This window comes from Rhizobium sp. Nf11,1 (assembly GCF_050587665.1).
Taxonomy (GTDB): domain Bacteria; phylum Pseudomonadota; class Alphaproteobacteria; order Rhizobiales; family Rhizobiaceae; genus Rhizobium.
On sequence record NZ_JBOBHU010000021.1, the window covers coordinates 73,974 to 98,122 of the forward strand.

The following is a 24,149-nucleotide window of genomic DNA, read 5'->3' on the forward strand; positions in this document are numbered from 1 at the left end:
ATGTTTTCCGGCCTCACACTCAAGATCATCGCCGGCGCAATCGCGTTCGGCGCGGTCCTGTTCATCATCCATAAAATCCGTGAGAGCGGCGCCGACAGCGTGCGGACCGCCATCGAAAGGCAGAACAATGACGCGGGCAAAGCTGCTGATGAAGGCGTGCTTGATTATGATGCCTGCCGCGATGCTGGCAGGGTGTGGGACTTCGGGGCCGGCAGATGTGTCGGGCCTGCGCCGGGTCGTCGGAACTGATCTGATCGGCGCTCGCGGCGCCACCGACGCCGATCAGCGCAAGATCGACCGGACCGTAGTGCGGCTTTGCGCCGGCGGCGTCTGGTCTCGCAAGGAATGCGGGCTACATGGCGATAGCCTTGCCAAAGCTGCTGAATAAGCGCTTTCCAAACCACAACAGGCAAAAGAATGGTTGGAATCCAGGCAGAGCTCGCCAAGTGGATGTTGCAGAACGGCGGCGTTTTTGCCGCGACGACGCTCATCTTCCTCGGCCTCTATCTCTACGAACGTTATGGCAGAGCGAAAGACAGGGCCGCCTATGACGAGGCCCTCGCCAAGGCGCAGCAGGAACATGTCGCGACCCTCAAACTCGTAACCCCGCTTGCGCAGAAATTCTCCGACACGATGGATGTGATCCTGCCTCTCGCCATGGCGCAGATCAACGGCGGCAGGAGAAGGGGTGAATGATGCTGCTCAGTTGGTTTCGGCGACCGCGCACGCGGAGGGCTCTCTCGGTCGATCCGGATGTCGAAAGGGAGAAGCGCGCCTTGCTAGCCAAGCTTGCACAGAGCGTCATAGAGTTCGAGCACAGCCGAGATGGCATTCACGAGCTAGCAACAGCAACGATGAAAATCATGAAACAGCAGGGAAAGAAGCGATGAAGCGGCTGAAAACGAGCATTGCGGCTTGGTCTGCCCTGTCGGCCGTTGTTTCCTTCTGGCTGCTCAATATCTTCATTCCCTACGAACGGATGGTCGAGATCTCCTCGAGCCTGGTGCTCGGCGTGACCTTCGCGGTACTGGTGCGATGGGCAAGCGATGCGGCACGCGCCCTGCGCTCTGGCCGCGACGGCCCGGATTTCCTGATTGTGGCCGTGTTCTCGATCGTGCTGATCATCTTTTTCCAGCGCGTCTGGGTGACCATCATCCGGTTCTACGATCGTGCCGATCACTTGGTCAATTCGCCGGTCGGCGCCTTCATTGCCTGGATGCTTGCCTGGGCCTGCATGCTGGTGCTGATCGCGCCGGACGCCGAGAACGGCAACATTCCCGGCCGCAGCCGCATGTTCATCGGGGTGGCGCTGTTCATCGCCGGGATGGTTTCGGGGCTGGGGCTGGCGCTGGCGATCGTCTAGTGTTCCATGCGAATATCGCCCGCCAGGTCTGGTGCTCTCGCTGGCTGACGTCGCTGCGGAAGAATGGCGGCGTCTCGACGGTGACTGTCTCCCCGCATCTCCGGCAGGAGATGACCGAGAAGGCATCGTAGCGGGCATGCGGCCGGCCGCCGCAGCATTGATCAGGTGACAAAGTTTCCAAACCTCAATTTTCCTGCCTTGGCGCCGCAAGAGGAGCATTTCAGGTGTGGCTCGATCTCGCTGATGAGATGTTGCTGCATGCCGGCTGGCACGGCCTTCCGATCGAATTCCCTCTGCTCTCCGCATGCCTGGCACTCGGCCATGATGGTTATATGCTGCGGCGCTACGCTGATGTATCCCGGCGACCAGTCCCTGATCTCCTGAAATCGTCGCATGCGTAATCAATCCTCTTCCGAGGTCCCTTCTGACCGCATTGTTGAGAGTGCCCGCCCGAGCTAGTTCCTAATATGTTCTCATCTGCGAGCGAGTCAAGAGCCGCTTTTCAAAGCCGCGATGATCCGATCGAGTTCAGCGTTCTCCGCCAGCATCAGCGCGTGGTTGTCGGCGAGTTCTATGATTGCCGTGAGGACCTCTTCCGGTTTCCAGCCGGCCGCAACGGCAGCATCCACCATTTCGCTGAACACGAACTGAAGTTCATATTGGCATTTTACGAACCGGTCTGGATCGCCTTCGGGTAGGGTGGGACCTGAAATATAGCTCATCTCTCGATCATGGGGCGGCGAGTGCAAAGGTCAAGCGCTTCCATCCGGCAGTCTAATCAATCTAGGTCAATTGCTTTTTAAGGTGTGGCTGCTGAACTGCCGGCATGACGAAGCCGCCCCGCAAGCCTTCCAAGCCGCTGCTTGGCAAAGCCGACGCCCCGCTGCGGGGCCGGCCGCGCCGGCGGCGCGATCCAGCCCAGCATCAGCTTACCCTCGATCCGATGCCGGCGCGCATCGATCCGTGCCTTGCGCTGCTGAAACCGCGGCCGCCGAAGGGCCGGCAATGGGCGTTCGAAGTGAAATGGGATGGGTACCGCCTGGCCGTTCATATCGAACCGAAGGGCGTCAGGATCCTGACACGCGGCGGCCACGACTGGACCGCCCGCTTCCCTGCCATCGTGGCCCAGGTGAAACGTCTTTCTGTCTCGACAGCGATTTTGGACGGCGAGGCTGTCGTGTTCGACGAGCTCGGCCGGTCTGACTTCGGCAAGCTTCAGCAGTCGCTCGGCGGCAAGGGCGGCAAGCGGGCATCATGGGAATCGGTCTTGATGGCCTTCGATCTCCTCTATCTCGATGGTCATGACCTCACCGAGACCGAGTTCACCGCACGGCGCCACCTCCTCGAAGGGATAGTGCCGGCCGGCGGGGAGGAGGCTATTCGCCTCTCCGAGGAGATCGAATCGGATGGTGAAACCCTTCTGCGCATCGCCTGCGAGCATGGACTCGAGGGCATCATCGCCAAAGATCGGAACAGCACCTATCGCAGCGGCCGCGGCGGCGAATGGCAGAAGATCAAATGCATCCAGAGCGGCGGCTTTGCCATCGTCGGCTATGAGAGGTCCAGCTCGGCTTTCGGGAATATCCGCGCGCTGCTGCTTGCGGCGCGAAAGGAAGGCCAGCTGGTCTATGTGGGATCGGTCGGAACTGGCTTTAAGGCAAGCCAGGCATTGGAGCTCCGCGCCGCGATGGACAAGATCAAGGTATCGGCGCCCGCAGTTAGATATACCGGCCGCCGCAAGAACCTGATCTGGATCAAGCCGACCCTCGTCGCCGAGATCGAATACCGAGCCTGGACGCGTGACGGGAAGCTGCGGCATCCATCCTATAAGGGGCTGAGGGAGGAGCAGGACGATGCGGGGATGTATGAGAACGACGGCTAAGCCTGCACACTTAAGTGGGACGGAGAAGGCGAAAAACATAATGATTGCGAGAGCTATAAGCTTGTCTCACAATTCAGCAACATATTGAAATAACTGAATTCGGGTACTTCGGCATGGGGCACCAGCCTACGCTCTGCGGAGCTTCGGCTCGGCGAGCCGAAGAGCAGCCAAGCGGAGGCTGTCGCGCCGTAGTTCCGTCAGGAACGAAGGCGGACTGTTCGACAATCTCCGGTTAGCTGCACCATCATCTCAAATGACTTTGTGTAGCCCCTACCTCTAAAGACCTGAGCGGGACTACGGAGCAAGTTTCACCTCCGAGTGAAGCCTACTTGTTCTTCAGCAGCCACATCTTGCCGGCCATCGTGATGCCGTAGACATCTTTTGATGCGTCATCGTCGAGGTGCCGCCGCTCTAAGAAGCCCGGCTCTTTCAACTCGCCCAGCGTCTTTGCCGTGACCGATTTCACCTTCTGCGGCCGCTCTTTCCAGCGGTCGGTCTTTGCGTAGGTCACCGTCGCGTTCTGATGCGTCCATTTATTCGCCGGCTGAGGATAGAGATCTCCATCCTTGGCGAGTTTGAGTGCAACGATCTGGGATGGGGTAAGCTCAATCATGCCGAATAATTCCTGTGCGGGGTTCTGTGCGCCGAAAATGCGCTTCGAACGAAGGGGTGCTCATAACACCGCCTGATCACTTCCACCACCGCATTGCGCTTCGTGCCACGCGAAAGGCGAAAACCCGGCTCGCGGGAGCCGGGTTTCGTCTTTGTCGCGAATTTTCGTCAATAGCAGCGCCTTACTGTCTTGGTCACCTCGCCTTCATCAGTCTGACGGGTAACGCTCCTGGTTTCGCAGCCGTCATGTCGATAGCGGCGATGCTCGCGTTCGCGAACGCCGAAGGTCACGCCGCGCTCGCTGATGGTGATGCCGGGCCGCACCCGCTCGTAACGATAGTCATCGTCATAGGTACGCTCCCTGACGTAGACGCTATCGGCGAGAACAGGCGCTGCAAACGAGCAGGCGGCAAGGGCCGTCACGGCACAGTTCAGAATGATCTTTTCATGTCGTTTCTCCTTGTCTGAAGGGCCAACGAAGCAAAAGGGAAGTGGTTCCCACATCAGCGGCAACCCTGTCATTCTCGAATGCACGTGGAATCTATTGTTCGCGACCAAGCCGACGCCTCGAAGAGCAGCCGCAAAACGCAAATCAACTATTTAATTTTGCTTGCGCTTCGTCCAAGGTGGCGGCCGTTACCATCAGGCGAGGGCAGACGTGCATCAGGAAGTAGGACTCATTGCGACGGTCGCCGTCAGTTTTGTTTTCGCGGCCGTCCTCGGTTATGGCGCCGACCGGCTGCGGCTGCCGCCGCTCGTCGGCTATCTGATGGCCGGCATCCTGATGGGCCCGTTCACACCGGGCTTTGTCGCCGATACCGCTCTTGCTGGCCAGCTCGCCGAAATGGGCGTCATCCTGCTGATGTTTGGCGTCGGCCTGCATTTTTCCGCCTCCGACCTGCTCGCTGTACGCGGGATCGCCGTGCCGGGCGCGATCGGCCGAATTATCCTCGCCACCCTGCTGGGCATCGGCCTCTGCATGCTCTGGGGCTGGAGCCTCGGTGCCGGCGTCGTCTTCGGGCTCAGCCTCTCGGTGGCGAGTACGGTCGTGCTCCTGAAGGCGCTGGAGGAACGTAATCTCGTCAATGCGCCAAGCGGGCGCGTCGCCGTCGGCTGGCTGATCGTCGAGGATCTGGTGATGGTGCTGGCGCTGGTGCTGCTGCCGGCGCTGGCAGAGCTTCTCGGCGGCCACGCCGTCGACACCAATCACGGCTTCGGTGAGCTGCCGCTGGCACTGACGATCGGACTGACCTTGTTCAAGGTGCTGGCCTTCGCCGCCATGGCGGTCTTCCTCGGCCCCCGTATCGTGCCCTGGCTGCTGACGATGATCGCCCGCACCGGCTCGCGCGAACTCTTCACACTGACGGTGCTGGCGATCGCGCTCGGCATCGCCTTCGGCTCGGCGGCGATTTTCGGCGTCTCCTTCGCGCTAGGCGCGTTTTTCGCCGGCGTCGTCATGAGCGAATCCCAGCTCAGCCACAGAGCGGCGGCCGATTCGCTACCGTTGCAGAACGCCTTCTCCGTGCTGTTCTTCGTCTCGGTCGGCATGCTCTTCGACCCCTCGATCCTGGTGCGCCAGCCGCTGTCGGTGATTGGCGCCTTGGCGCTCGTCATTCTCGGCAAGGCCGTCATCACCTTCGCCATCGTCATGCTGCTGCGATATCCGATCGGCATGGGGCTGACCTTGGCCGGCGGCCTTGCCCAGATCGGCGAATTTTCCTTCATCCTCGCCGGCCTCGGCGTCTCGCTCGGGCTGCTGCCGCATGAAGGCCAGGATCTGATCCTGGCTGCAGCGATCCTGTCGATCACACTCAACCCAATCGTGATCATCGCAACCGAGGGCTTGAAGAAATATATCCATGCGCAATGGCCCTCCGTCTTCGAAAGCTTCGGTAGAAAGAGGCAGATAACGCTCGGCAAGGAACTGGAAAAGATCAGGGCGCTCGGCGAGGAACGCGAACGCCAGCATCAGCTGAAGATGCAGCAGCTGATCGAAACCTTCCCGCTGTTCTCCCAAGTCGGGGAGGATGCGCAGGAAGAGCTGCTGCTGCTCTTCAAGGCAAAGTCGGCTCCCCCTGGCGAACGTGTCATTCGTCGCGGCGATCGCGGCGACAGCATGTACTTCATCTCCTCAGGCGCGGTCGAAGTGCGCCTAGCCAGCGGCGCGATCCGCCTGGAGCCGGGCGCCTTCTTCGGGGAGATGGCATTGCTGAGCGGCGGAAGGCGTACGGCCGACGTCATCGCCGTCGACTTTTGTCAGTTCGAAGTGCTCGAGCGGCGCGATTTCAATATGTTCATGTCGCATCACCCCAACTTGCGCGCCATCGTCAGCGAAATGGCGCAAAAACGCACGGAAATGAACGTCCTGCGTCAGCAATGGGAAAAGTCGATGGATCTGTCCTGAGGGCGCGGCGCTCGTCTCAACCCGCCGGCCAATAGGCGTCAGAGCGGAAATCGTCTGGGATCGGGTCGAGCCGCGACAAGGTCTCGGCTGCGAAATCGATCTGCAGCGACAGGTATTTCAGGGAGGCCAGCATCGGCACACCGGTGGCAAATTCCCGGATGCGGGAAGGGTGATAACCACTTTCCTTGAGCCGCCGGTTCGCTTCCCGGCGCACATCTTCCCGGCTCGGTCCCGAACCTGCTTCAGCCCGCTCATTCATCTGCGCGGCCCGCCCAAGGCCGCCTTCGATCACTTTGAACATTCTCATGCCACCCTGCACGTCGACCACGTAAACCTTGCCCTAGAATGGCCGATTCGCAATCCCATGAAATCCTGGGAGAGGCGGCGACGCCTCCGCATCACAAAATTTTTAGACGGCGGTGGCACGAAGGACACGGGCGAGCATTTACAGCGCCGCATACGACCCCTAAAGCTTTTTGCACCGCAATAGGAAAGGAATGGAATGCTTCGCAGACTTTACGACTGGACCATGTCTCTGGCCTCGCGCAAATCGGCCGAAGTCTGGCTCGCCGTCATCGCCTTCGTCGAAAGCTCCGTCTTTCTCGTTCCCGCCGACGTGCTTTTCCTGCCAATGGCGCTTGCCAAGCCGGAGCGCTCCTATCGCTATGCACTGATCGCTACCGTTGCCTCCGTGCTCGGCGGCATTGCCGGCTGGGCGCTCGGCTATTACGCCTACGAGACGGTGGCGCGGCCGATTCTCGAATTCTACGGCAAATTCGATGATTTCGAACAGCTGCGAAACTCGATCCATGGCGAATGGGAAATTTTGCTGCTGTTTTTGGTGACCTCCGGCTTGGCCCATCTGCCGCCGATCAAGGTCGTAACCATTATGGCGGGCGCCATCGGTATAAATCTGAGCTTCTTTGTCATTTCTGCCATTGTCGCTCGCGGCGCCCGGTTCCTACTTTTGGCTTGGCTGCTGCGTCGCTATGGCGAACCGATCCGCGATTTCATCGAGAAGCGTCTCGGCCAGATCGTAGGTGTCGGTGCTGCCGTGCTGATTATGCTCGGTATCGCCTACAAACTACTTGCTCACTAGGCCCACTTTGCGGAGTTCCGCCATGACTGCCACTTCCTCGCCGCTCGCCCGCCCCGGCTTTATCTATTCCATATTGCTTGCTATCGGCATGGCGGCTGTGGTTGGCGCCGCGCTTGGATTTCAATATATCGGCGGCTATATTCCCTGCGCACTCTGCCTGCTGCAGCGCCAGCCCTATTATTATGCCATCCCGATCGCCATTCTCGCTGCCATCTGCGAGCTTGCCGGTCTGCCGAACTGGATTTCCCGTGCAATGCTGCTTGCGGCCGGCATCCTGATGCTGGTGACCGCCGGCATGGGCGTCTATCACGCCGGCGTGGAATGGCATTTCTGGCCGGGGCCGGCGACCTGCTCGACGACCGCAAACAGCATGACGAGCAACGCCGGCGATCTGCTGACCGAGCTCAATACGATCAAAGGCCCATCCTGCACCGATGCAGCGCTCAGGGTGCTTGGCCTGTCTTTCGCAGGCTGGAACGTGATCGCCGGCATTCTGCTCGCAGCTTTCGCCTTCGTCGGCGTCCGCAAATCTGCGTGAGGTGAGCCTATCAGGGCTGCAGTTCGGTATCCCAATAGAGATAGTCGAGCCAGCTTTCATGCAGATAGTTGGGCGGAAACAGCCGGCCATTATTGTGCAGATCCTGCACCGTCGGCTGATAGGGCTTCTGCGACGGGAACATGCCCGCCTGCTTCGGAAGCTTGCTGCCCTTGCGCAGATTGCAGGGCGAGCAGGCTGCCACGACATTCTCCCAGGTCGTCTCACCGCCATGGGCGCGCGGGATGACGTGGTCGAAAGTCAGATCGTCGTGGGAGCCGCAATACTGGCACTCGAACCGATCGCGCAGGAAGACATTGAACCGGGTGAAAGCCGGATTGCGGGATGGCTGAACGTAAGTCTTCAGGCATACGACACTCGGAAGCCGCATCGAAAAGCTCGGTGAGGAAACCGAATGTTCATATTCCGCGATGATATTCACACGGTCGAGAAAGACCGCCTTGATCGCGTCCTGCCAGGACCAAAGCGACAAGGGATAATAACTCAGCGGCCGGTAGTCAGCGTTCAGGACGAGCGCCGGCAGGGCCTGCGGGGAGACTGCAATCGTCAAGGGACTCTCCTGATCGATTCGGCATCTGCTCCTGTATATTAGGCCGGTTGTTACAGGATTGTGAAGTCCAATAAATTCAGAGGATAAAGGCAATTTGAAGAGTGTTGCCGATCAGCCGGTCGGTACCATGTCGCGCCGCATTTTCGTTGCGTAATAGGCCCAGAAAAGCCGCGCCGCCACGGAGCGCCACGGCGACCAGATCTCCGAAAGCTTGGCAAGCGCCTTTGTTTGCGGGCGCGCCGCAAGTCCAAGCGCAGCGCCGACGGCATTCTGCAGCGCCACATCGCCAGCCGGAAAGACATCGGCGTGGCCGCCGCAGAACATCAGATAAACCTGCGCCGTCCATGGACCGACGCCCTTCAAGGCGGTGAGTTCGCCAAGCGCTTCGTCCGGTGGCTTCAGACAGAGTCTGGAAAGATCGAGGCGGCCGGAGGCAACGGCTTCCGCAACCCGCGACAGCGTGTCGGCCTTGGCGCGCGACAGGCCGAATTCCCGCCATGCCTCGGGCCCTAGCAGCATGTAACCTTCGGCCGTCAGCGGCCCGTCCGTCGGCAGCATGCGCCGCCAGATCGCCTCGGCGCTGGCACGCGAGACCATTTGCGAGACGATGATATGGGCAAGGCCGGCAAAACCGGGTTCGCGCAACCGCAGTGGAACAGGCCCTGCATTCGCCGCAATCGGTGCAAGGCGCGGATCGAGACGCAGCAATGCTTCGAGCCCCAGCTTGACGTCATCGTCGTTGCGGATGATCTCCACGCGTCCTCCCAGTGGTTCGAAATTCAAATTCGTGGCAGAAGAAAGCATGACCACGAGCGAGCGTCAAAAACCTGTCTTTCGTTTTGCGCCGAGTCCGAACGGATCGCTGCATCTCGGCCATGCGCTGTCGGCCTTTTTGAACCGGGATATGGCCGAAAGCGAAAACGGCCGGCTGCTGCTGCGCATCGAGGATATCGACCAGATGCGCTGCACGCCTGAATTCGAGGCCGGCATCCTGAGGGACCTCGACTGGCTTGCCATCGACTGGGAAAGCCCGGTGCGGCGCCAATCGGAACATTTCCCGGAATATCAGGCGGCGCTCCACGCATTGATCGAACGCGGCCTGGTCTACCCGGCCTTCCTGACGCGCGGCGAGGTGAAGGCGCGTGTCTCCGCCTACGAGGCAACGGGCCGATCCTGGCCGCGCGACCCCGATGGCACGCCGCATTACCCGCCGATTGATCGCGAGCGGCCTGAGGCCGAATGGCGGGACATCCTTTCCTCGGGGAAAAAACATGCCTGGCGGCTCGATATGCGCAAGGCGCTCGACCTGATCGGCGAACTGCTGTTCTGGACCGAAACCGGCGACGGCAGGACGGGCGAGATCGCCGCCGAACCCGAGGTCTGGGGAGACGTCATCCTGTCTCGCTCGGATGCACCCTCGAGTTATCATCTTTCGGTGGTCGTCGACGATGCGCTGCAGGGCGTCACCCATGTCGTACGCGGGCTCGACCTCTTTCACGCCACGTCGGTGCACCGGTTGCTGCAGGTGCTGCTCGGCCTGCCGCAGCCCCTCTATCACCACCATCGTCTCATTCTCGATGCCAATGGCCGCAAGCTTTCGAAAAGCGAAGGTGACAGCGGCCTTGCCGAATTGCGTGCCCAGGGCATGTCAGGGGCCGATATTCGCCGCCTTGTCGGGCTCTGACCGCCGCTCGACACGCTCTCTGCCGACGATCGAAAGTGTGTGGGAGAACATCCGGAAGACGCGGAACTTGATCAGCGCCGCGTTGATCTCTGCGCCGATGATGAAGATGACGCCGACCATGTAGAGAAAGATCAGCACGATCATCACCGAGGCGAGACCGGCATAGGTCGCGGTATAATTGGCGAAGGTCGCGAGATAATAGGCAAAGACCAACGCGCCGGCGAGCCACAGAAGCAGCGTCAGCAGCACGCCGGGGATGACGTCGAACACCCGCCGCTTGCCGGCCGGCAGCCACAGATGCATGACCAGCAGGCCGACGGTGAGCACGACAAGTGTGCCGTAGATGCGCCAGCTGAAGACGACGTCGAGCGTATCGGCAAACAGCGGAAGCCACTTCCGGGCATAATCGAGAGCCAATGGCACGGCCACCAGCAGAATGCTGATTGCCGCGAAGATGATGACGGCAATCAGCACATAGCCGAGGCTGGCGAGGCGGGTGAAATACCACGGCCGCGTTTCCTGCACCCGGTAGGCACGGTTGAGCGAGATTCGAAGCGCTTCTACCCCGTTCGAGGCGAAATAGGCCGCCGCCAGCACCGAGATCGTCAGCAGTCCGCCGCGCTGAATGGTGAGGACCTGGAGCACCTGGTCGGCGAGCGGCTTGGCGATCGCTTCCGGCCAGGTGTCGAAGATCAGATGGATAGCGGTGGAGGAAAACTGATCGGCGCCGAGGAAGCTTGCAAGCGCCGTGCCGAAGATCAGGAAAGGGAAGACCGCAAGCAGGCTCGACAAAGCCACGTGGCTCGCCATCGCAAATCCGTCATCCTCGACCATGTGACAGATCGCGTCATAGACCACGTCGTAGATCGTGCGCAGCACCTTCGGCATTCCGTCTCCGGGTTTCCAGATTGTATCCTCTGGCCGAATATGGGAAACGAGTCCCATTTTGTACAGGAATCATTCCATGGCGGAACAGCGCACAATCGTCGTCACCGGCTGTTCCTCCGGCATCGGCGCTTACTGCGCCCGGGCGCTGAAAGCCGATGGCTGGCGTGTCTTTGCGACGGTGCGCAAGGCGGATGATCTGCCGGCACTGGAAGCCGACGGCATCGAAGCCTTCGTGATGGACTATGCCAGGGCCGACACCATCTGCGACCTGGCAGCCGCGGTCCTCGATCGCAGCGACGGCCGCATCGACGCGCTCTTCAACAACGGTGCCTATGGCCAGCCTGGTGCCGTCGAGGATCTGTCGTCGGCGGCGCTGCGAGCGCAGTTCGAAGCGAACTTCTTCGGCTGGCACGAATTGACGCGGCAGCTCATTCCGTCGATGCGCAACCATGGTCGCGGACGGATCGTGCAATGCTCCTCCATTCTCGGCCTGGTTCCTTATCGCTATCGCGGTGCCTACACCGCCTCGAAATTTGCGCTCGAGGGCCTCAGCATCACCCTGCGCATGGAGCTCTCCGGCAGCGGCATCCATGTGAGCCTGATCGAGCCCGGGCCGATCGCCACGCGTTTCACCGCCAATGCGCTCGCAAAGTTCAAAGAAAACATCGACCTCGAGAATTCGCCGCACGCAGCCGATTATGCCAGACAGTTGGCGAGACTTGACGGCTCCGGGCCGGTCAACCGCCACAAACTTGGCCCGGACGCGGTCTATTCGGTGTTGAAACACGCATTGAACTCGAAAAGACCAAGGCCACATTATCCTGTAACGACTCCGGCTAAACAGGGCATGCTCCTGAAGCGGCTGCTTCCGGCGGACCTCTTCTACAATCTGATGCGCTGGACCGATTGACCGAGAAAGTTGAATACCATGTCCACGGCCACCTATATCCTTGCGATCATCGTCATGGGCCTCGTCGCCCTCGTGCTGATCCGCGGCCTCTTCAACATGATGAAGGGCGGCGATGCCAACCGTTCCAACAAGCTGATGCAGCTTCGTGTGCTGCTGCAGGCCATCGCCGTCATCCTGATCATGATCACTCTCTGGATCACCGGCGGCGGCCGGCCGACGTGAGGAAACCATAGTGGAGGTTTTGATGACGAATGGGAATGACAGAGCCGAGGTGATGCCGGATGAGGTGTCTCTCCAGGCAGCGTCAGGTTTGGCGAAAGGGCGAACTCCATTCTTCGTCATCCTCGGCCTTGAGCCGAGGATCCAAGCCGCGGCTGCTGGTGGGCGCCGTGTAGATGCTCGGGTCAAGCCCACAGCGGTTCGGTTTGTACCAGTGGCTGCCCCTCACCCCAACCCTCTCCCCGTTCCGACGGAGAGAGGGGACGTGCCCTGCGAGACGTCAGTGAGGAGCGGAGAGGGTGCAGCATGTTCCCTTCTCCCCGTGAAAACGGGGAGAAGGTGGCGGCAGCCGGATGAGGGGCCGGCCTCGCCGATCTCCGGCCTTGCAAAAGCCCTCCCGCCAGGCGGTGCTACATGGTGAAACTCAACAGGATCTACACCAAAACCGGCGATGACGGCACGACCGGGCTGGTTTCCGGCCCGCGCCGGCTTAAGGACGATCTGCGCGTCGAAGCCTATGGCACGATCGACGAAGCCAATTCGGCGATCGGCCTGGCGCGGCTGCACACATCAGGCTTGCCCGAGCTCGACGCCATGCTGATGTCGATCCAGAACGACCTCTTCGATCTCGGCGCCGATCTCGCCACGCCCGATACCGGAGAGACGCCGGCCTACGAACCGTTGCGGATAGTCGAGACCCAAGTCGACCGCGTCGAGCGCGACATCGATCAGTTGAACTCCGGTCTCGAGCCGCTGAAATCCTTCATCCTGCCGGGCGGCAGTCCCGCTGCCGCACATCTGCATCTTGCCCGCACGATTGCGAGGCGCGCCGAACGTCTGATGGTGGCGCTTGCCCGCAGCGACGGTGAAATCGTCAGCGAGCCTGCAAGGAAATACGTCAATCGGCTCTCGGATTTCCTCTTCGTGGCGGCCCGTCACGCGAATGAACGCGGTCGTGCGGATGTGCTTTGGGTTCCGGGAAAAAACAGATAGGTTTGCCGCGATCACGATCGCCGGGGGGCCTTATGTTCATACCACTTCATGATGCCAATACGCTGAAGCATATCAAGGTTCAGTGGGTGACCCTGGCTTTGATCGTCCTGAATGTCGCGGTCTGGCTCTTCACCAGCCTGGAGAGCGAACTGGCAGCCCAGGCGACGACGGTCGGCCTCGGCTTCATCCCGGCGATCGCCTTCGGGCACGCCCAATTGGCACAGGGATTGGAAATCGTGCCGGAACCGCTCACCTATCTCACCTATGCCTTCGTCCATACCGGCTTCTGGCATCTGGCCTCCAACATGGTCTTCCTCTGGGTCTTCGGCGACAATGTCGAGGACGCGATGGGGCATATGCGTTTCCTGCTTTTCTACCTCCTCTGCGCCGCTGCCGGCGCCCTTTGCCACGGGCTGCTGACGGCGACGTCGGAAGCGCCGCTGGTCGGCGCTTCCGGGGCGATCTCCGGCGTCGTTGCCGCCTATGTCATGCTGCATCCGCGCGTCAGGGTCTGGGTGCTGGTGTTCCTGCGTGTGCCCTTGCCCCTGCCGGCCTTCGTGCCGCTGCTTTTGTGGATCGGACAACAATTCTTCATGCTGGCGATTGCGCTGGATGGCGATGTTTCCTGGGGCGCCCATGTCGGCGGCATCCTTGCCGGTGCCCTGCTGATTCTCGTCCTGCGCCGTCCAGGCCTGCCGCTCTTCGACCGTGAAATCGTAACGCCCCGCGCCGTAAGGGATGAAGCCGGCGCCGTTGCGGCCGGCACGGGCGGCCGCAACGAGCAGCGTCTTCCCTGGGGTCGAGACCGGCGTTGACCGATATATTGACGTGTACGTAAACGTCCATATATTGCCGAGGCGATTCCCTGCCGGCATCATGCAAGCGTTGTATTTGGAGGAAAAACGCGTATCCATGTCGCCATTCGACAATCGAAGCGGCGCCTGAGCGCGCATTTTCCTAAAAACTCGTGAAATCAGTTTCTCTTGAAGGAAGGCTCCCATGAAGATTCTCGTGCCCGTCAAGCGGGTTGTCGACTACAACGTGAAGATCCGGGTGAAGCCGGATGGCACGGGTGTCGAGCTTGCCAATGTGAAGATGTCGATGAACCCGTTCGACGAGATCTCGGTGGAAGAGGCGCTGAGATTGAAGGAAGCCGGCAAGGCGGAAGAAGTGGTGGTGGTGTCGATCGGCCCGGCCAAGGCCGAGGAAACGCTGCGCACGGCGCTCGCCATGGGCGCCGACCGGGCGATCCTAGTCGAGACCGACGACGCCGTCGAGCCGCTCGCCGTCGCCAAGATCCTTAAGGGGGTCGCCGATGCCGAGCAGCCTAGCCTTATCATCGTCGGCAAACAGGCGATCGACGACGATTCGAACCAGACCGGCCAGATGCTGGCGGCATTGCTGGGCTCGGCCCAGGCGACCTTTGCCTCGAAGATCGAGATCGGTGACGGTAAGGCTCAGGTCACCCGCGAGGTCGACGGCGGCCTGCAGACGATCGAGATCAAGCTGCCGGCGGTCATCACCACCGACCTCAGACTGAACGAGCCGCGTTACGCCTCGCTGCCGAACATCATGAAGGCGAAGAAGAAGCCGCTCGACAAGAAGAGCCCTGCCGATTTCGGCGTCGACACGGCGCCGCGGCTGAAGGTGCTGAAGACCGAGGAGCCGTCCGGCCGCAAGGCCGGCGTTAAGGTCAAGTCGGTCGCCGAACTCGTCGACAAGCTGAAGAACGAAGCCGGCGTGCTGTAATCGGGCTGGAACAGGAGCAACTATCATGACCATTCTTCTTCTGGCCGACCATGACGGCAATCACCTTTCCGACCAGACCGCCAAGGCGCTGACGGCGGCAAGCCAGATCGGCTCCGACGTGCATGTGCTGGTTGCCGGCAAGGCTGCCAGGGCTGCGGCCGATCAGGCGGCAAAACTCTCCGGCGTCTCCAAGGTGCTGCTCGCCGAAAGCGACGCGCTTGCCAACAATCTCGCCGAACCGCTGGCCGAGCTGATCGTCTCGCTTGCCGGCTCCTATGACACGATCGTCTCGGCCGCCACCTCGGTCGGCAAGACGGTGCTGCCGCGGGTGGCAGCCCTGCTCGACGTCGCCCAGGTCTCGGAGATCATCGAGGTCGTCTCCGCCGACACCTTCAAGCGGCCGATCTATGCCGGCAACGCCATCCAGACGGTGCAATCAAGCGACGCCAAGAAGGTGATCACCGTGCGCACTGCTTCCTTCGCCTCGGCAGCGGAAGGCGGTTCGGCAACGGTCGAGGCGATCCCGGCCGTCTCCGATCCGGGGCTGTCGCGTTTCGTCTCCGATGCACTGTCGGCGTCGGAACGTCCGGAATTGACCTCGGCCAAGGTCATCATCTCGGGCGGCCGCGCACTCGGCTCGGCCGAGAAGTTCAAGCAAGTCATCCTGCCGGTGGCCGACAAGCTCGGTGCGGCGGTTGGCGCCAGCCGTGCTGCCGTCGATGCCGGTTATGCCCCGAACGACTGGCAGGTCGGCCAGACCGGCAAGGTGGTGGCGCCCGATCTCTATATCGCCTGCGGCATCTCCGGCGCCATCCAGCATCTGGCCGGCATGAAGGATTCGAAGGTGATCGTCGCCATCAACAAGGACGAGGAGGCGCCGATCTTCCAGGTTGCCGACTATGGCCTCGTCGCCGATCTGTTCGACGCCCTGCCGGAATTGCAAAAGGCGCTCTGAGCGAGGCAAATGCCTTTCTTTCGCACTTGCGAATGACTGGAAAATTGTCTTTTATCGGTCTACTACTTACTGCCGGGCGATCTTTCGTCCGGCAGTATTGCTAATATAATACGGCAACGCGGGGGCGACTGCCGGCGGGGGTTTGGAGATGAATGCGGTGTTGAAGAATATTGGTATTATCGGTGCTGGCCAGATGGGCTGCGGCATCGCACATGTTTCGGCCGCCGCAGGTTACAGGGTTCACATCTACGATCTCTCGCAGGACCGCATCGAATCCGGCCTCGCCACCATCAACGGCAATCTCGCCCGCCTGGTGACGAACGGCAAGATGACCGACGAGGAACGCAAGGCGACCCTGTCGCGCATATCAGGCTCCGCCGATGTCAACGATCTCGCCCCGTCCGATCTCGTCATCGAGGCGGCCACCGAGGACGAAAGCGTCAAGCGCAAGATTTATAGCCAGGTCTGCCCGGTGATGAAGCCGGAAGCGCTGCTGGCCACCAACACCTCTTCGCTTTCCATCACCCGTCTTGCTGCTGCCACCGACCGCGCCGAGCGCTTCATGGGCATACATTTCATGAACCCGGTGCCGGTGATGAAGCTGGTCGAGCTGGTGCGTGGCATTGCGACCGACGAGAAGACCTTCACCGCCGCCAAGGAATTCGTCGGCTCGCTGGAGAAGACCGTCACCGTCGCCGAGGACTTCCCGGCCTTCATCGTCAACCGCATTCTGTTGCCGATGATCAACGAGGCGATCTATACGCTCTACGAAGGTGTCGGCACCGTCGACGCCATCGACACGGCGATGAAGCTCGGCGCCAACCATCCGATGGGGCCGCTGCAGCTTGCCGATTTCATCGGCCTCGACACGTGCCTCTCGATCATGCAGGTGCTGCACGACGGGTTGGCGGACTCGAAGTATCGCCCATGCCCGCTGCTGGTGAAATATGTCGAAGCCGGCTGGCTCGGACGCAAATCCGGCCGCGGCTTCTACGATTATCGTGGCGAAGTGCCCGTCCCGACCCGATAAGCAGAGATCATCAGAAAGGGCGAGTGGACCGCACGCCCGCTAAATGCTTTCCTTGCCGGAACGGGAGGAATGCCATGTCGACCGAAACACCCATGTTCCTGCTGCAATGCTGCGTCCTTATCGGACTCGCGGGCGTCTTCCTCATAAGAGGAGATGGGGACTCCTGAGCGCACTCACGACCCGATCGCACCCTTGATCAGCGCCTTTGCATCTTCGCTGTCCCAAGCGGCAGGCCCGTTCATGGCCGAAATCAGGCAGCCCTTGTCGTCGAGCAGCAGCGTCACCGGCAGGCCGAAAGCGATACCTTCCTTCTTCAGGCTGTTGAAGACGCCGATCGTATTGTCGCGGTAAAGCTGCAGCGCATCGACACCGGTCTCGGCGAGGAAAGTCTTCGGCTTCTCATCATTGCCAGTGTCGATATTGACGGGCACGACCTGGAACTTGTCGCTGCCCATTTCCTTTTCCAGCGCGTTCAGCGCCGGCATCTCCTCGCGACAGGGCACGCACCATGTGGCCCAGAGATTGAGCAGCACGGTCTTGCCGGCGAAATGATCGAGCGTCAGCGATTTACCATCCGGTCCGTTGAAGGAAACCGTCGCCAGTTTGCGCGGCTCGTTGGCGGCAACCATGGCGGCGACCTGCCCCTTCATCAGCGGCGCCAGTTTGGCGGCGCTCTCCTTTGCCTGCGGGCATTCGGCCGAAGCGCTACTGCCGATGCCATTGCCAATGCCCGCCTCCTTCACGTATACCGCTGCCGCACCTGCAACGACACCTGCGACGGCGGCGATTGCGATCAGTTTTCCGGACGGCAGGCCGAAGGGTTTTTTCGTCGTCATTTCATTCTCCAGGACGGGCATCTTATGGCCGAGAACAACACGGACACCAAATCCTCCAACCAGATGTGGGGTGGGCGCTTCGCCTCCGGCCCGGACGCGATCATGGAGGAGATAAATGCCTCAATCGGTTTCGACAAGAAGCTATTCGCGCAGGATATCCGTGGTTCCGTCGCCCATGCGACGATGCTCGCCCATCAGGGGATCATTTCGTCAGACGATAAGGACAAGATCGTTCACGGGCTAAACACGATCCTGTCAGAAATCGAAAGCGGCAATTTCGAATTCTCCCGCCAGCTCGAAGACATCCATATGAATATCGAAGCACGCCTGGCGACGCTGATCGGTCCGGCGGCCGGCCGGCTGCACACCGCCCGCTCGCGCAACGATCAGGTGGCGCTCGACTTCCGTCTCTGGGTGAAGGAAGAGCTTGAGAAGACCGAACGGATGTTGACCGGCCTGATCGCCGCCTTCCTCGACCGCGCCGAGGAACATGCCGAAAGCGTCATGCCGGGCTTCACCCATCTGCAGACCGCCCAGCCCGTCACCTTCGGCCATCACTGCATGGCCTATGTCGAAATGTTCGGCCGTGACCGCTCGCGCGTGCGCCATGCTATCGAGCATCTGGACGAGAGCCCGATCGGCGCTGCCGCCCTTGCCGGCACCGGTTATCCGATCGATCGCCATATGACGGCCAAGGCATTGGGTTTCCGCGAGCCGACCCGCAATTCCATCGATACGGTCTCCGACCGCGACTTCGCCATCGAATTCCTGGCGATCGCCGCGATCACGGGCATGCATCTGTCGCGCCTCGCGGAAGAGATCGTCATCTGGTCGACCCCGCAATTCGGTTTCGTGCGCCTGTCCGACGCCTTCTCGACCGGCTCCTCGATCATGCCGCAGAAGAAGAATCCGGACGCAGCCGAACTGGTGCGCGCCAAGACCGGCCGCATCAACGGCTCGCTGATCGCGCTGCTGACGATCATGAAAGGCCTGCCGCTCGCCTATTCAAAGGATATGCAGGAAGACAAGGAGCAGGTGTTCGACGCCGCCGAGAGCCTGGAACTGGCGATTGCCGCCATGACCGGCATGGTGCGCGACATGACCGTCAATACCGCGCGCATGAAGGCGGCGGCCGGCTCCGGTTTTTCGACGGCGACCGATCTTGCCGACTGGCTGGTGCGCGAAGCGGGCCTGCCCTTCCGTGATGCCCATCACGTCACCGGCCGCGCCGTGGCGCTCGCCGAAAGCAAGGGCTGCGATCTTGCCGAACTGCCGCTCTCCGACCTGCTGGCGATCCATTCTGCAATCACCGACAAGGTCTACGACGTGTTGACGGTGGAAGCCTCGGTCGCCAGCCGCAAGAGCTTCGGCGGCACGGCCCCGTCCGAAGTCCGCAAGCAGATCGCCTTCTGGCGCGCCCGCAATTGAGGGTACAGGGCAGGCCGAAAGCCGCCTCGCCCTTCTGCCAGCGCTCGAAACCGCCCAACAATCAGGGTGCACAAGGCTGAGAAACTTCGCTATGAAGATCCCGTCGTTCGATGAACGATATCAGCCATAGGCCGCACAAGAGGATATCCATGCAGAAGAGCTTGCCGCACCTCATCCGCCTGACGGCGGTGCTCGCCGTCATCGGCCTTGCCGTTGCCGGATGCGGACGCAAGGGCGATCTCGATCCGCCGAGTGCTGCGGCGACGAAAGAAGGCGACGTTTCCAAGCCGACGAAACAGCCCGGCACCGTTGACAAGCCCTTCCTCCTTGACCCCCTCCTTTAAGGCGCGCACCCCGTGAACCATTTCGATTACCGCGACGGCATCCTTTACGCCGAGAACGTCCCCGTTCCGGAGATCGCCAAGGCGGTCGGCACGCCGTTCTACGTCTATTCAACCGCAACGCTGGAGCGCCACTATCGCGTCTTCTCGGAAGCCTTCGCCGATGTCGACTCCATGGTCTGCTATGCGATGAAGGCGAACTCGAACCAAGCCGTGCTGAAGACCCTGGGACGCCTCGGCGCCGGCATCGACGTCGTTTCGGAAGGCGAACTGCGCCGTGCACTTGCCGCCGGCATTCCGGCGAGCCGCATCATGTTTTCGGGCGTCGGCAAGACGCCGCAGGAGATGGATTTCGCCCTCGAGGCTGGCATCTACTGCTTCAACGTCGAATCCGAGCCTGAGCTGGAGATTCTTAACCAGCGCGCCGTCAACGCCGGCAAGAAGGCGCCGGTCTCCTTCCGCATCAATCCGGATGTCGATGCCAAGACGCATGCGAAGATCTCGACCGGCAAGAAGGAAAACAAGTTCGGCATCTCTTGGGATCGCGCCCGCGCCATCTATGCCCATGCCGCCAAGCTGCCCGGCATCGTAGTCACGGGCATCGACATGCATATCGGCAGCCAGATCACCGAGCTGCAGCCCTTCGACGACGCCTTCAAGCTGCTGCGCGATCTCGTCGCGACATTGCGTGCCGACGGCCACTCCATCCATCACGTCGATATCGGCGGTGGCCTTGGCGTTCCCTATAAGGATGACAACAATCCGCCGCCGCTGCCCGATGCCTATGCGGCGATCGTCAAGAACCAGCTTCGCGGCCTGAACTGCAAGATCGTCACCGAACCCGGTCGCCTGATCGTCGGCAATGCCGGCATTCTCGTGACCGAAGTTCTTTATGTTAAGGACGGCGGCGAGAAGACTTTCGTCATCGTCGACGGTGCGATGAACGACCTCATTCGACCGACGCTCTATGAGGCCTATCACGAGATCCGTCCGGTGACGATATCGGCAGCAAACGCGCCGCGCATCCGCGCCGACGTGGTTGGCCCCGTTTGCGAGACCGGCGATTATCTGGCGCTCGACCGCGAAATGGCGATGCCGAAGCCCGGCGATCTGATGGCCGTCAGCACTGCCGGCGCCTATGGCGCGGTGCAGGCCGGCACCTATAACAGCCGCCTGCTGGTGCCCGAAGTTCTGGTCAGGGGCAGCGATTTTCATGTGATCCGCCCACGCAGGACCTATGCCGAGCTGATCAGCCTCGATTCCGTTCCGGCCTGGCTCGATTAGAGCATGTCGCTCAAAAGTGTGAAGCGGTTTTGCGTTAACGACATCCGTAAAACATAGAGCTAAAGCGCAAGAAGCGAATCTGAAAGATCGCGGCGCGCTTTAGCAGCACCATCACTTTTCGGCGAATAAACGTGAAAAGGCGGTATTCCTGCCCGTTCGCCCTCGCCTTCGCCACAAAGAGTGTTATCCTTTCGTTCATGAGCGTATTGCCCCGCAATCGCCGGAAGCGCCCTCTGTACCAGAACGCCAGATCGCGGAGACCGGACCGATGACAAGCCCCTCAATGCAGAGGAAGGGTGCATTTGCGCTCCGTCCCTCGCTTGCCCGGCTGGTAACGACGAAACGCCTGCTGGCGCGCACCGTGCTCTTCTTCGAGCAACTGCTGCCGCTGCTGACGCCGGTCCTCTCCATCGTCGCCATTTATCTTTCGGCTTCCTGGTTCGGTATCTTCCGCAACGTGCCGGACTGGCTGCGCATCCTGCTGCTGATCGCCTTTGCCGCGGCGTTCCTCGTCTCGCTTGTTCCCTTCCGCCATCTGCGCTGGCCGAAAACCGCTGAAGCCGATCGCATGCTGGAAGAGCGCAACGGCCTGCCGCACCAGCCGGTTGCCGTCCAGGAAGACGAGCCGGCCTACGACACACCCTTTTCGCGGGCACTTTGGCGTGAGCACCAGGTGCGCATGGCCGAAAAGATCGCAGCACTCGATGCCGGCATGCCGCGGCCTGATATCGCCGCACATGACCGCTTCGCCCTGCGCGCCATCCCTGCTCTGCTTGTTGTCACCGCTTTTGGCTATTCGCTGTCGCTCAACGGTGGCTCGGTCAGTGACGCATTGCAGTCAGCGCCCGAACAGGTGGCGGTCGATCCGGCGGTGCGCATCGATGCCTGGGTGACGCCGCCCTCCTATACCGGTCGCGCGCCGGTTTACTTGACCGCCGACGGCAGCGAACAGGCGCCGATCGGCGTTCCGCAGTTCTCCGGCCTCACCGTGCGCGTCAGCGGCGGAAAGACGGCCGAAAAGGTCGTGTTCCGCAAGGCGAACGGCGAGGCGCGGGATATCGCCGTGCAGGCTGACGCAAAGCCGCAGCAGGCAAGCGCGCCTGCCGGCGAGCAGCCGACGGCCGGCGCGCCTGCCAATAATGCCCTCATCGCGCAGACGCATGTGATGAAGCTTGAGGAAAACGGCGCGCTCGAAGTCAACGGTCGCCGCTGGAGCTTCGACGTGCTGCCTGACAAGGCGCCTGAAATCGCCTTTGACGGCATGCCGAAGGCAAGCGTCAACGGCGCGCTGGAAATCGGCTTCACCGTCAAGGACGATTACGGCGTCCAGGAGGCCCATGCGGAGATCGTTCCTCTGGAAAATGATCCGACGGCGACGCCGCTATATCCGCTGCCGGAGTACCGGCTGGATATTCCCCGTCGCAACGCCCGCGACGCCAAGGGCGTGACCAGCCGGAATCTGACCGAACATCCGCTTGCCGGCAAGCCGGTGCGCATTACCCTCGTCGCCAAGGATGCCGCCGGGCAGACCGGCCGCAGCCCGCCCTACGAGATGACGCTGCCGTCGCGACCCTTCAACGAGCCGCTTGCCGCAGCTGTCGCCGAGGAACGGCAGGTTTTCGCGCTCGATACCCGTAAGATGCCGCAGGCGATCGCGCTGAACGAGGCGCTGACCATCCGTCCCGAGGAGACCATCCCCAAGCTTACCAACTACTTGCTGCTGGAATCGGCCTTGGCCCGCATGAAGCTGGCAAGAGGCGAGGAGGCGCTGAAGGATACTGCCCAGTATCTCTGGGAAATCGCGCTCGGCATGGAGGACGGCGATCTTTCGCTTGCCGAACGCAAGCTGCGTGAAGCCCAGCAGAAGCTTGCAGACGCATTGGACCGCAACGCGCCCGACGAAGAGATCAAGAAGCTGATGGATGAGCTGCGCAAGGCGATGCAGGACTATCTGACGGAGCTTGCCGAACGCATGCAGAATGCCCCGACGATGCAGCCGAACCAGAACGCGCAGAACATCCTGCGCCAGCAGGATCTGGAACGGATGATGGACCAGATCGAGAATCTCGCCCGCTCCGGCAATCGCGACGCGGCACAGCAGATGCTGTCGGAATTGCAGCGCATGATGAACAACCTGCAGGCCGGCCGGCCGCAGCGGGGCCAGCAGGGTCAGGAAAACAGCGAAGCCCGCAAGCAGATCGACAAGCTCGGCGAGATCCTGCGCGATCAGCAGAAGCTGATGGAAGAAACCTTCCGCCTCGATCAGCAGCTCAAGGACCGTATGCAGCGTGGCGAATCCGATATGGGCGAAAACGATCCGCTGCTCGACGATATGATGCCGGGAGAGAATGGCGAACCGCAGGACCAGCAGCAAGGGCAGCAAGACCAGAGCCAGCAAGGTCAGGGCCAGAAACCTTCCGACCAGATGACCGCCGAGCAGCTCAGAGAAGCGCTGAAGCAGTTGCGCGCCCAGCAGGATGCCCTCGGCAAGCAGCTCGGGGAATTGCAGAAGAAACTCGGCGAAATGGGCATGAAGCCCGGCCCGGGCTTCGGCCAGGCCCAACGCGAGATGGACGGCGCCGGCCGCGAGCTCGGCCAGGGCCGCGGCGACACGGCCGTCGAGAACCAGGGCCGTGCGCTGGAAGCCCTTCGCCAGGGCGCTCGCGACATGATGAACCAGATGATGCAGGCGCAGCGGGGCCAGCAGGGACAAGGCCCGAACGGCCAGGTCGGCCAGGGCGATCAGAACGGCCGGGATCCGTTGGGGCGACCGCGCATGACCAACGGCTATATCGACAACGATGGCGTGAAGGTGCCTGACGAAATCGACGTTCAGCGCGCACGCGAAATTCTCGATGCGATCCGCGAGAAGCTCGGCAACAATCCGCCACAGGAAATGGAACGGCGGTATCTCGAACGGCTTCTGGACATCCAGTAAGCCTTATACCGCCGTCAAAGATAGGCGTGCGCTTTAAGCGACGAGTGCCCGGGCGACAGCCTTGCGGATATCGGGAAGCGCAAATGGCTTTGCGACGACGTCGATGATTTTTTCTGCGAGATCGTCGGCGCGCTCGCGCTGCTCGGCATAGCCGGTCATCAGCAGGATCTTCAAAGCGGGGAAGGCGTCCTTCGCCTGATGGGCGAGTTCGATGCCGTCCATCACGGGCATGCGGATGTCCGACAGCAGCAGATCGTAGACCCCGTCCTTCAGCTTCTCCAGCCCCTCGGCGCCGTCAGCCGCTTCATCGGTCTCGTGACCGTCAAGCCGCAAGGCCCGGGCTACGAAAGACCGCAGGGAATCCTCGTCTTCCGTAATCAGAATTCTTGCCATATGTGCATTGCTCCGTCTTCAGCCCCGCGACGGAA

The 24,149-nt window shown here is 61.3% G+C and carries 31 protein-coding genes; 22 read left to right on the forward strand and 9 right to left on the reverse strand.

Translation table 11 applies throughout. The features are described 5' to 3' along the window. From ACQ7C1_RS25140 to ACQ7C1_RS25165, 6 genes are read left to right on the forward strand one after another with little or no spacing between them, the layout of a single operon-like run. Nucleotides 1–249 carry a hypothetical protein gene (locus ACQ7C1_RS25140; RefSeq protein ID WP_430960258.1) on the forward strand — a complete coding sequence of 83 codons (249 nt, stop codon included), beginning with the start codon at nt 1–3 and terminating at the stop codon, nt 247–249. Further along, on the forward strand, nt 149–388 hold the full coding sequence (locus ACQ7C1_RS25145) for a hypothetical protein (protein ID WP_259667925.1): 240 nt from the start codon (nt 149–151) through the stop codon (nt 386–388). Before ACQ7C1_RS25140 ends, ACQ7C1_RS25145 begins: the two co-directional genes overlap by 101 nt. Nucleotides 389–417: 29 nt before the next feature. Continuing rightward, the gene (locus ACQ7C1_RS25150; protein WP_430960233.1) at nt 418–696 is read left to right on the forward strand and encodes a hypothetical protein; all 279 of its coding nucleotides are present in this window, start codon (nt 418–420) and stop codon (nt 694–696) included. Then, nucleotides 693–890: a hypothetical protein gene (locus ACQ7C1_RS25155; RefSeq protein ID WP_430960234.1), complete on the forward strand. Its 198-nt coding sequence runs from the start codon at nt 693–695 to the stop codon at nt 888–890. Before ACQ7C1_RS25150 ends, ACQ7C1_RS25155 begins: the two co-directional genes overlap by 4 nt. Then, nucleotides 887–1,363, forward strand: coding sequence for a hypothetical protein (locus tag ACQ7C1_RS25160; protein WP_430960235.1), 477 nt, complete (start codon nt 887–889; stop codon nt 1,361–1,363). Before ACQ7C1_RS25155 ends, ACQ7C1_RS25160 begins: the two co-directional genes overlap by 4 nt. Continuing rightward, nucleotides 1,363–1,494, forward strand: a complete 132-nt coding sequence (locus tag ACQ7C1_RS25165; RefSeq protein ID WP_430960236.1) for a hypothetical protein — start codon at nt 1,363–1,365, stop codon at nt 1,492–1,494. Before ACQ7C1_RS25160 ends, ACQ7C1_RS25165 begins: the two co-directional genes overlap by 1 nt. Nucleotides 1,495–1,851: 357 nt before the next feature. On the opposite strand, the gene ACQ7C1_RS25170 is transcribed toward ACQ7C1_RS25165, so the two are convergent. Continuing rightward, a complete protein-coding gene (locus ACQ7C1_RS25170) occupies nt 1,852–2,085 on the reverse strand; it encodes a hypothetical protein (protein ID WP_430960237.1) in 234 nt (77 codons plus the stop codon). 104 nt (nt 2,086–2,189) lie between these two features. Between ACQ7C1_RS25170 and ligD the strand changes: the two genes are divergently transcribed. Continuing rightward, nucleotides 2,190–3,245 (forward strand): non-homologous end-joining DNA ligase, encoded by a 1,056-nt coding sequence (gene ligD / locus ACQ7C1_RS25175; RefSeq protein WP_430960238.1) that lies wholly within the window; start codon nt 2,190–2,192, stop codon nt 3,243–3,245. Between the two features lie 325 nt (nt 3,246–3,570). Here the strand turns inward: ligD and ACQ7C1_RS25180 are convergent, their stop codons facing one another. Both ACQ7C1_RS25180 and ACQ7C1_RS25185 read right to left on the reverse strand, forming a co-directional pair. After that, a complete protein-coding gene (locus tag ACQ7C1_RS25180; protein WP_020922394.1) occupies nt 3,571–3,858 on the reverse strand; it encodes a hypothetical protein in 288 nt (95 codons plus the stop codon). 167 nt (nt 3,859–4,025) lie between these two features. Continuing rightward, nucleotides 4,026–4,361, reverse strand: coding sequence for a hypothetical protein (locus ACQ7C1_RS25185; protein WP_430960239.1), 336 nt, complete (start codon nt 4,359–4,361; stop codon nt 4,026–4,028). Nucleotides 4,362–4,515: 154 nt separating this feature from the next. Here ACQ7C1_RS25185 and ACQ7C1_RS25190 point away from each other — a divergent pair, with 154 nt between their 5' ends. Further along, the gene (locus tag ACQ7C1_RS25190; protein WP_430960240.1) at nt 4,516–6,261 is read left to right on the forward strand and encodes a cation:proton antiporter; all 1,746 of its coding nucleotides are present in this window, start codon (nt 4,516–4,518) and stop codon (nt 6,259–6,261) included. A gap of 16 nt (nt 6,262–6,277) precedes the next feature. On the opposite strand, the gene ACQ7C1_RS25195 is transcribed toward ACQ7C1_RS25190, so the two are convergent. Continuing rightward, nucleotides 6,278–6,568 carry a hypothetical protein gene (locus ACQ7C1_RS25195; RefSeq protein WP_430960257.1) on the reverse strand — a complete coding sequence of 97 codons (291 nt, stop codon included), beginning with the start codon at nt 6,566–6,568 and terminating at the stop codon, nt 6,278–6,280. Nucleotides 6,569–6,763: 195 nt separating this feature from the next. Between ACQ7C1_RS25195 and ACQ7C1_RS25200 the strand changes: the two genes are divergently transcribed. Both ACQ7C1_RS25200 and ACQ7C1_RS25205 read left to right on the forward strand, forming a co-directional pair. Beyond that, nucleotides 6,764–7,360, forward strand: a complete 597-nt coding sequence (locus ACQ7C1_RS25200) for a YqaA family protein (RefSeq protein ID WP_183705388.1) — start codon at nt 6,764–6,766, stop codon at nt 7,358–7,360. 22 nt (nt 7,361–7,382) lie between these two features. Next, nucleotides 7,383–7,898 (forward strand): disulfide bond formation protein B, encoded by a 516-nt coding sequence (locus tag ACQ7C1_RS25205; RefSeq protein ID WP_183705386.1) that lies wholly within the window; start codon nt 7,383–7,385, stop codon nt 7,896–7,898. 10 nt (nt 7,899–7,908) lie between these two features. On the opposite strand, the gene ACQ7C1_RS25210 is transcribed toward ACQ7C1_RS25205, so the two are convergent. Both ACQ7C1_RS25210 and ACQ7C1_RS25215 read right to left on the reverse strand, forming a co-directional pair. After that, nucleotides 7,909–8,466 (reverse strand): HNH endonuclease, encoded by a 558-nt coding sequence (locus ACQ7C1_RS25210; protein ID WP_085779620.1) that lies wholly within the window; start codon nt 8,464–8,466, stop codon nt 7,909–7,911. A 111-nt stretch (nt 8,467–8,577) separates the two neighbouring features. Continuing rightward, nucleotides 8,578–9,270 carry a DNA-3-methyladenine glycosylase family protein gene (locus ACQ7C1_RS25215; RefSeq protein WP_430960241.1) on the reverse strand — a complete coding sequence of 231 codons (693 nt, stop codon included), beginning with the start codon at nt 9,268–9,270 and terminating at the stop codon, nt 8,578–8,580. Here ACQ7C1_RS25215 and gluQRS point away from each other — a divergent pair. Beyond that, the gene (gene gluQRS, locus ACQ7C1_RS25220; protein WP_430960242.1) at nt 9,269–10,150 is read left to right on the forward strand and encodes a tRNA glutamyl-Q(34) synthetase GluQRS; all 882 of its coding nucleotides are present in this window, start codon (nt 9,269–9,271) and stop codon (nt 10,148–10,150) included. The genes ACQ7C1_RS25215 and gluQRS overlap by 2 nt on opposite strands. Here gluQRS and ACQ7C1_RS25225 read toward each other — a convergent pair. Beyond that, nucleotides 10,115–11,038 carry a YihY/virulence factor BrkB family protein gene (locus ACQ7C1_RS25225; protein WP_085779623.1) on the reverse strand — a complete coding sequence of 308 codons (924 nt, stop codon included), beginning with the start codon at nt 11,036–11,038 and terminating at the stop codon, nt 10,115–10,117. The two genes, gluQRS and ACQ7C1_RS25225, sit on opposite strands and share 36 nt — an antisense overlap. 76 nt (nt 11,039–11,114) lie before the next feature. On the opposite strand from ACQ7C1_RS25225, the gene ACQ7C1_RS25230 reads away from it, so the two are divergent. The 7 genes from ACQ7C1_RS25230 to ACQ7C1_RS25260 all read left to right on the forward strand — a co-directional run bounded on the left by ACQ7C1_RS25230 (nt 11,115) and on the right by ACQ7C1_RS25260 (nt 16,894). Then, nucleotides 11,115–11,948, forward strand: a complete 834-nt coding sequence (locus ACQ7C1_RS25230) for an SDR family oxidoreductase (protein WP_430960243.1) — start codon at nt 11,115–11,117, stop codon at nt 11,946–11,948. Between the two features lie 18 nt (nt 11,949–11,966). After that, nucleotides 11,967–12,170, forward strand: a complete 204-nt coding sequence (locus ACQ7C1_RS25235; RefSeq protein ID WP_085779625.1) for a twin transmembrane helix small protein — start codon at nt 11,967–11,969, stop codon at nt 12,168–12,170. A 411-nt stretch (nt 12,171–12,581) separates the two neighbouring features. Further along, nucleotides 12,582–13,160, forward strand: coding sequence for a cob(I)yrinic acid a,c-diamide adenosyltransferase (locus ACQ7C1_RS25240; protein ID WP_097601620.1), 579 nt, complete (start codon nt 12,582–12,584; stop codon nt 13,158–13,160). 32 nt (nt 13,161–13,192) lie between these two features. Continuing rightward, a complete protein-coding gene (locus ACQ7C1_RS25245) occupies nt 13,193–13,975 on the forward strand; it encodes a rhomboid family intramembrane serine protease (RefSeq protein WP_430960244.1) in 783 nt (260 codons plus the stop codon). 184 nt (nt 13,976–14,159) lie between these two features. Then, nucleotides 14,160–14,909 carry an electron transfer flavoprotein subunit beta/FixA family protein gene (locus tag ACQ7C1_RS25250; RefSeq protein ID WP_430960245.1) on the forward strand — a complete coding sequence of 250 codons (750 nt, stop codon included), beginning with the start codon at nt 14,160–14,162 and terminating at the stop codon, nt 14,907–14,909. A gap of 25 nt (nt 14,910–14,934) precedes the next feature. Then, on the forward strand, nt 14,935–15,864 hold the full coding sequence (locus ACQ7C1_RS25255; RefSeq protein WP_430960246.1) for an electron transfer flavoprotein subunit alpha/FixB family protein: 930 nt from the start codon (nt 14,935–14,937) through the stop codon (nt 15,862–15,864). 148 nt (nt 15,865–16,012) lie between these two features. Next, nucleotides 16,013–16,894 (forward strand): 3-hydroxybutyryl-CoA dehydrogenase, encoded by an 882-nt coding sequence (locus ACQ7C1_RS25260; RefSeq protein WP_064805274.1) that lies wholly within the window; start codon nt 16,013–16,015, stop codon nt 16,892–16,894. Between the two features lie 173 nt (nt 16,895–17,067). Here the strand turns inward: ACQ7C1_RS25260 and tlpA are convergent, their stop codons facing one another. Next, nucleotides 17,068–17,730 (reverse strand): thiol:disulfide interchange protein TlpA, encoded by a 663-nt coding sequence (tlpA, locus tag ACQ7C1_RS25265; protein ID WP_430960247.1) that lies wholly within the window; start codon nt 17,728–17,730, stop codon nt 17,068–17,070. Between the two features lie 24 nt (nt 17,731–17,754). Here tlpA and argH point away from each other — a divergent pair, with 24 nt between their 5' ends. The 4 genes from argH to ACQ7C1_RS25285 all read left to right on the forward strand — a co-directional run bounded on the left by argH (nt 17,755) and on the right by ACQ7C1_RS25285 (nt 23,721). After that, the gene (gene argH / locus ACQ7C1_RS25270) at nt 17,755–19,158 is read left to right on the forward strand and encodes an argininosuccinate lyase (protein WP_430960248.1); all 1,404 of its coding nucleotides are present in this window, start codon (nt 17,755–17,757) and stop codon (nt 19,156–19,158) included. Between the two features lie 149 nt (nt 19,159–19,307). Further along, nucleotides 19,308–19,502 carry an LPS translocon maturation chaperone LptM gene (gene lptM / locus ACQ7C1_RS25275; RefSeq protein WP_003582619.1) on the forward strand — a complete coding sequence of 65 codons (195 nt, stop codon included), beginning with the start codon at nt 19,308–19,310 and terminating at the stop codon, nt 19,500–19,502. Between the two features lie 12 nt (nt 19,503–19,514). Beyond that, entirely contained in the window at nt 19,515–20,783 is a 1,269-nt protein-coding gene (gene lysA / locus ACQ7C1_RS25280; RefSeq protein ID WP_430960249.1) for a diaminopimelate decarboxylase, read from the forward strand. A gap of 268 nt (nt 20,784–21,051) precedes the next feature. Next, complete coding sequence (locus tag ACQ7C1_RS25285) at nt 21,052–23,721, forward strand: TIGR02302 family protein (RefSeq protein ID WP_430960250.1); 2,670 nt, start codon at nt 21,052–21,054, stop codon at nt 23,719–23,721. A 33-nt stretch (nt 23,722–23,754) separates the two neighbouring features. Here the strand turns inward: ACQ7C1_RS25285 and ACQ7C1_RS25290 are convergent, their stop codons facing one another. Continuing rightward, the gene (locus ACQ7C1_RS25290) at nt 23,755–24,114 is read right to left on the reverse strand and encodes a response regulator (RefSeq protein WP_010028815.1); all 360 of its coding nucleotides are present in this window, start codon (nt 24,112–24,114) and stop codon (nt 23,755–23,757) included. Between the last annotated feature and the right edge of the window lie 35 nt (nt 24,115–24,149).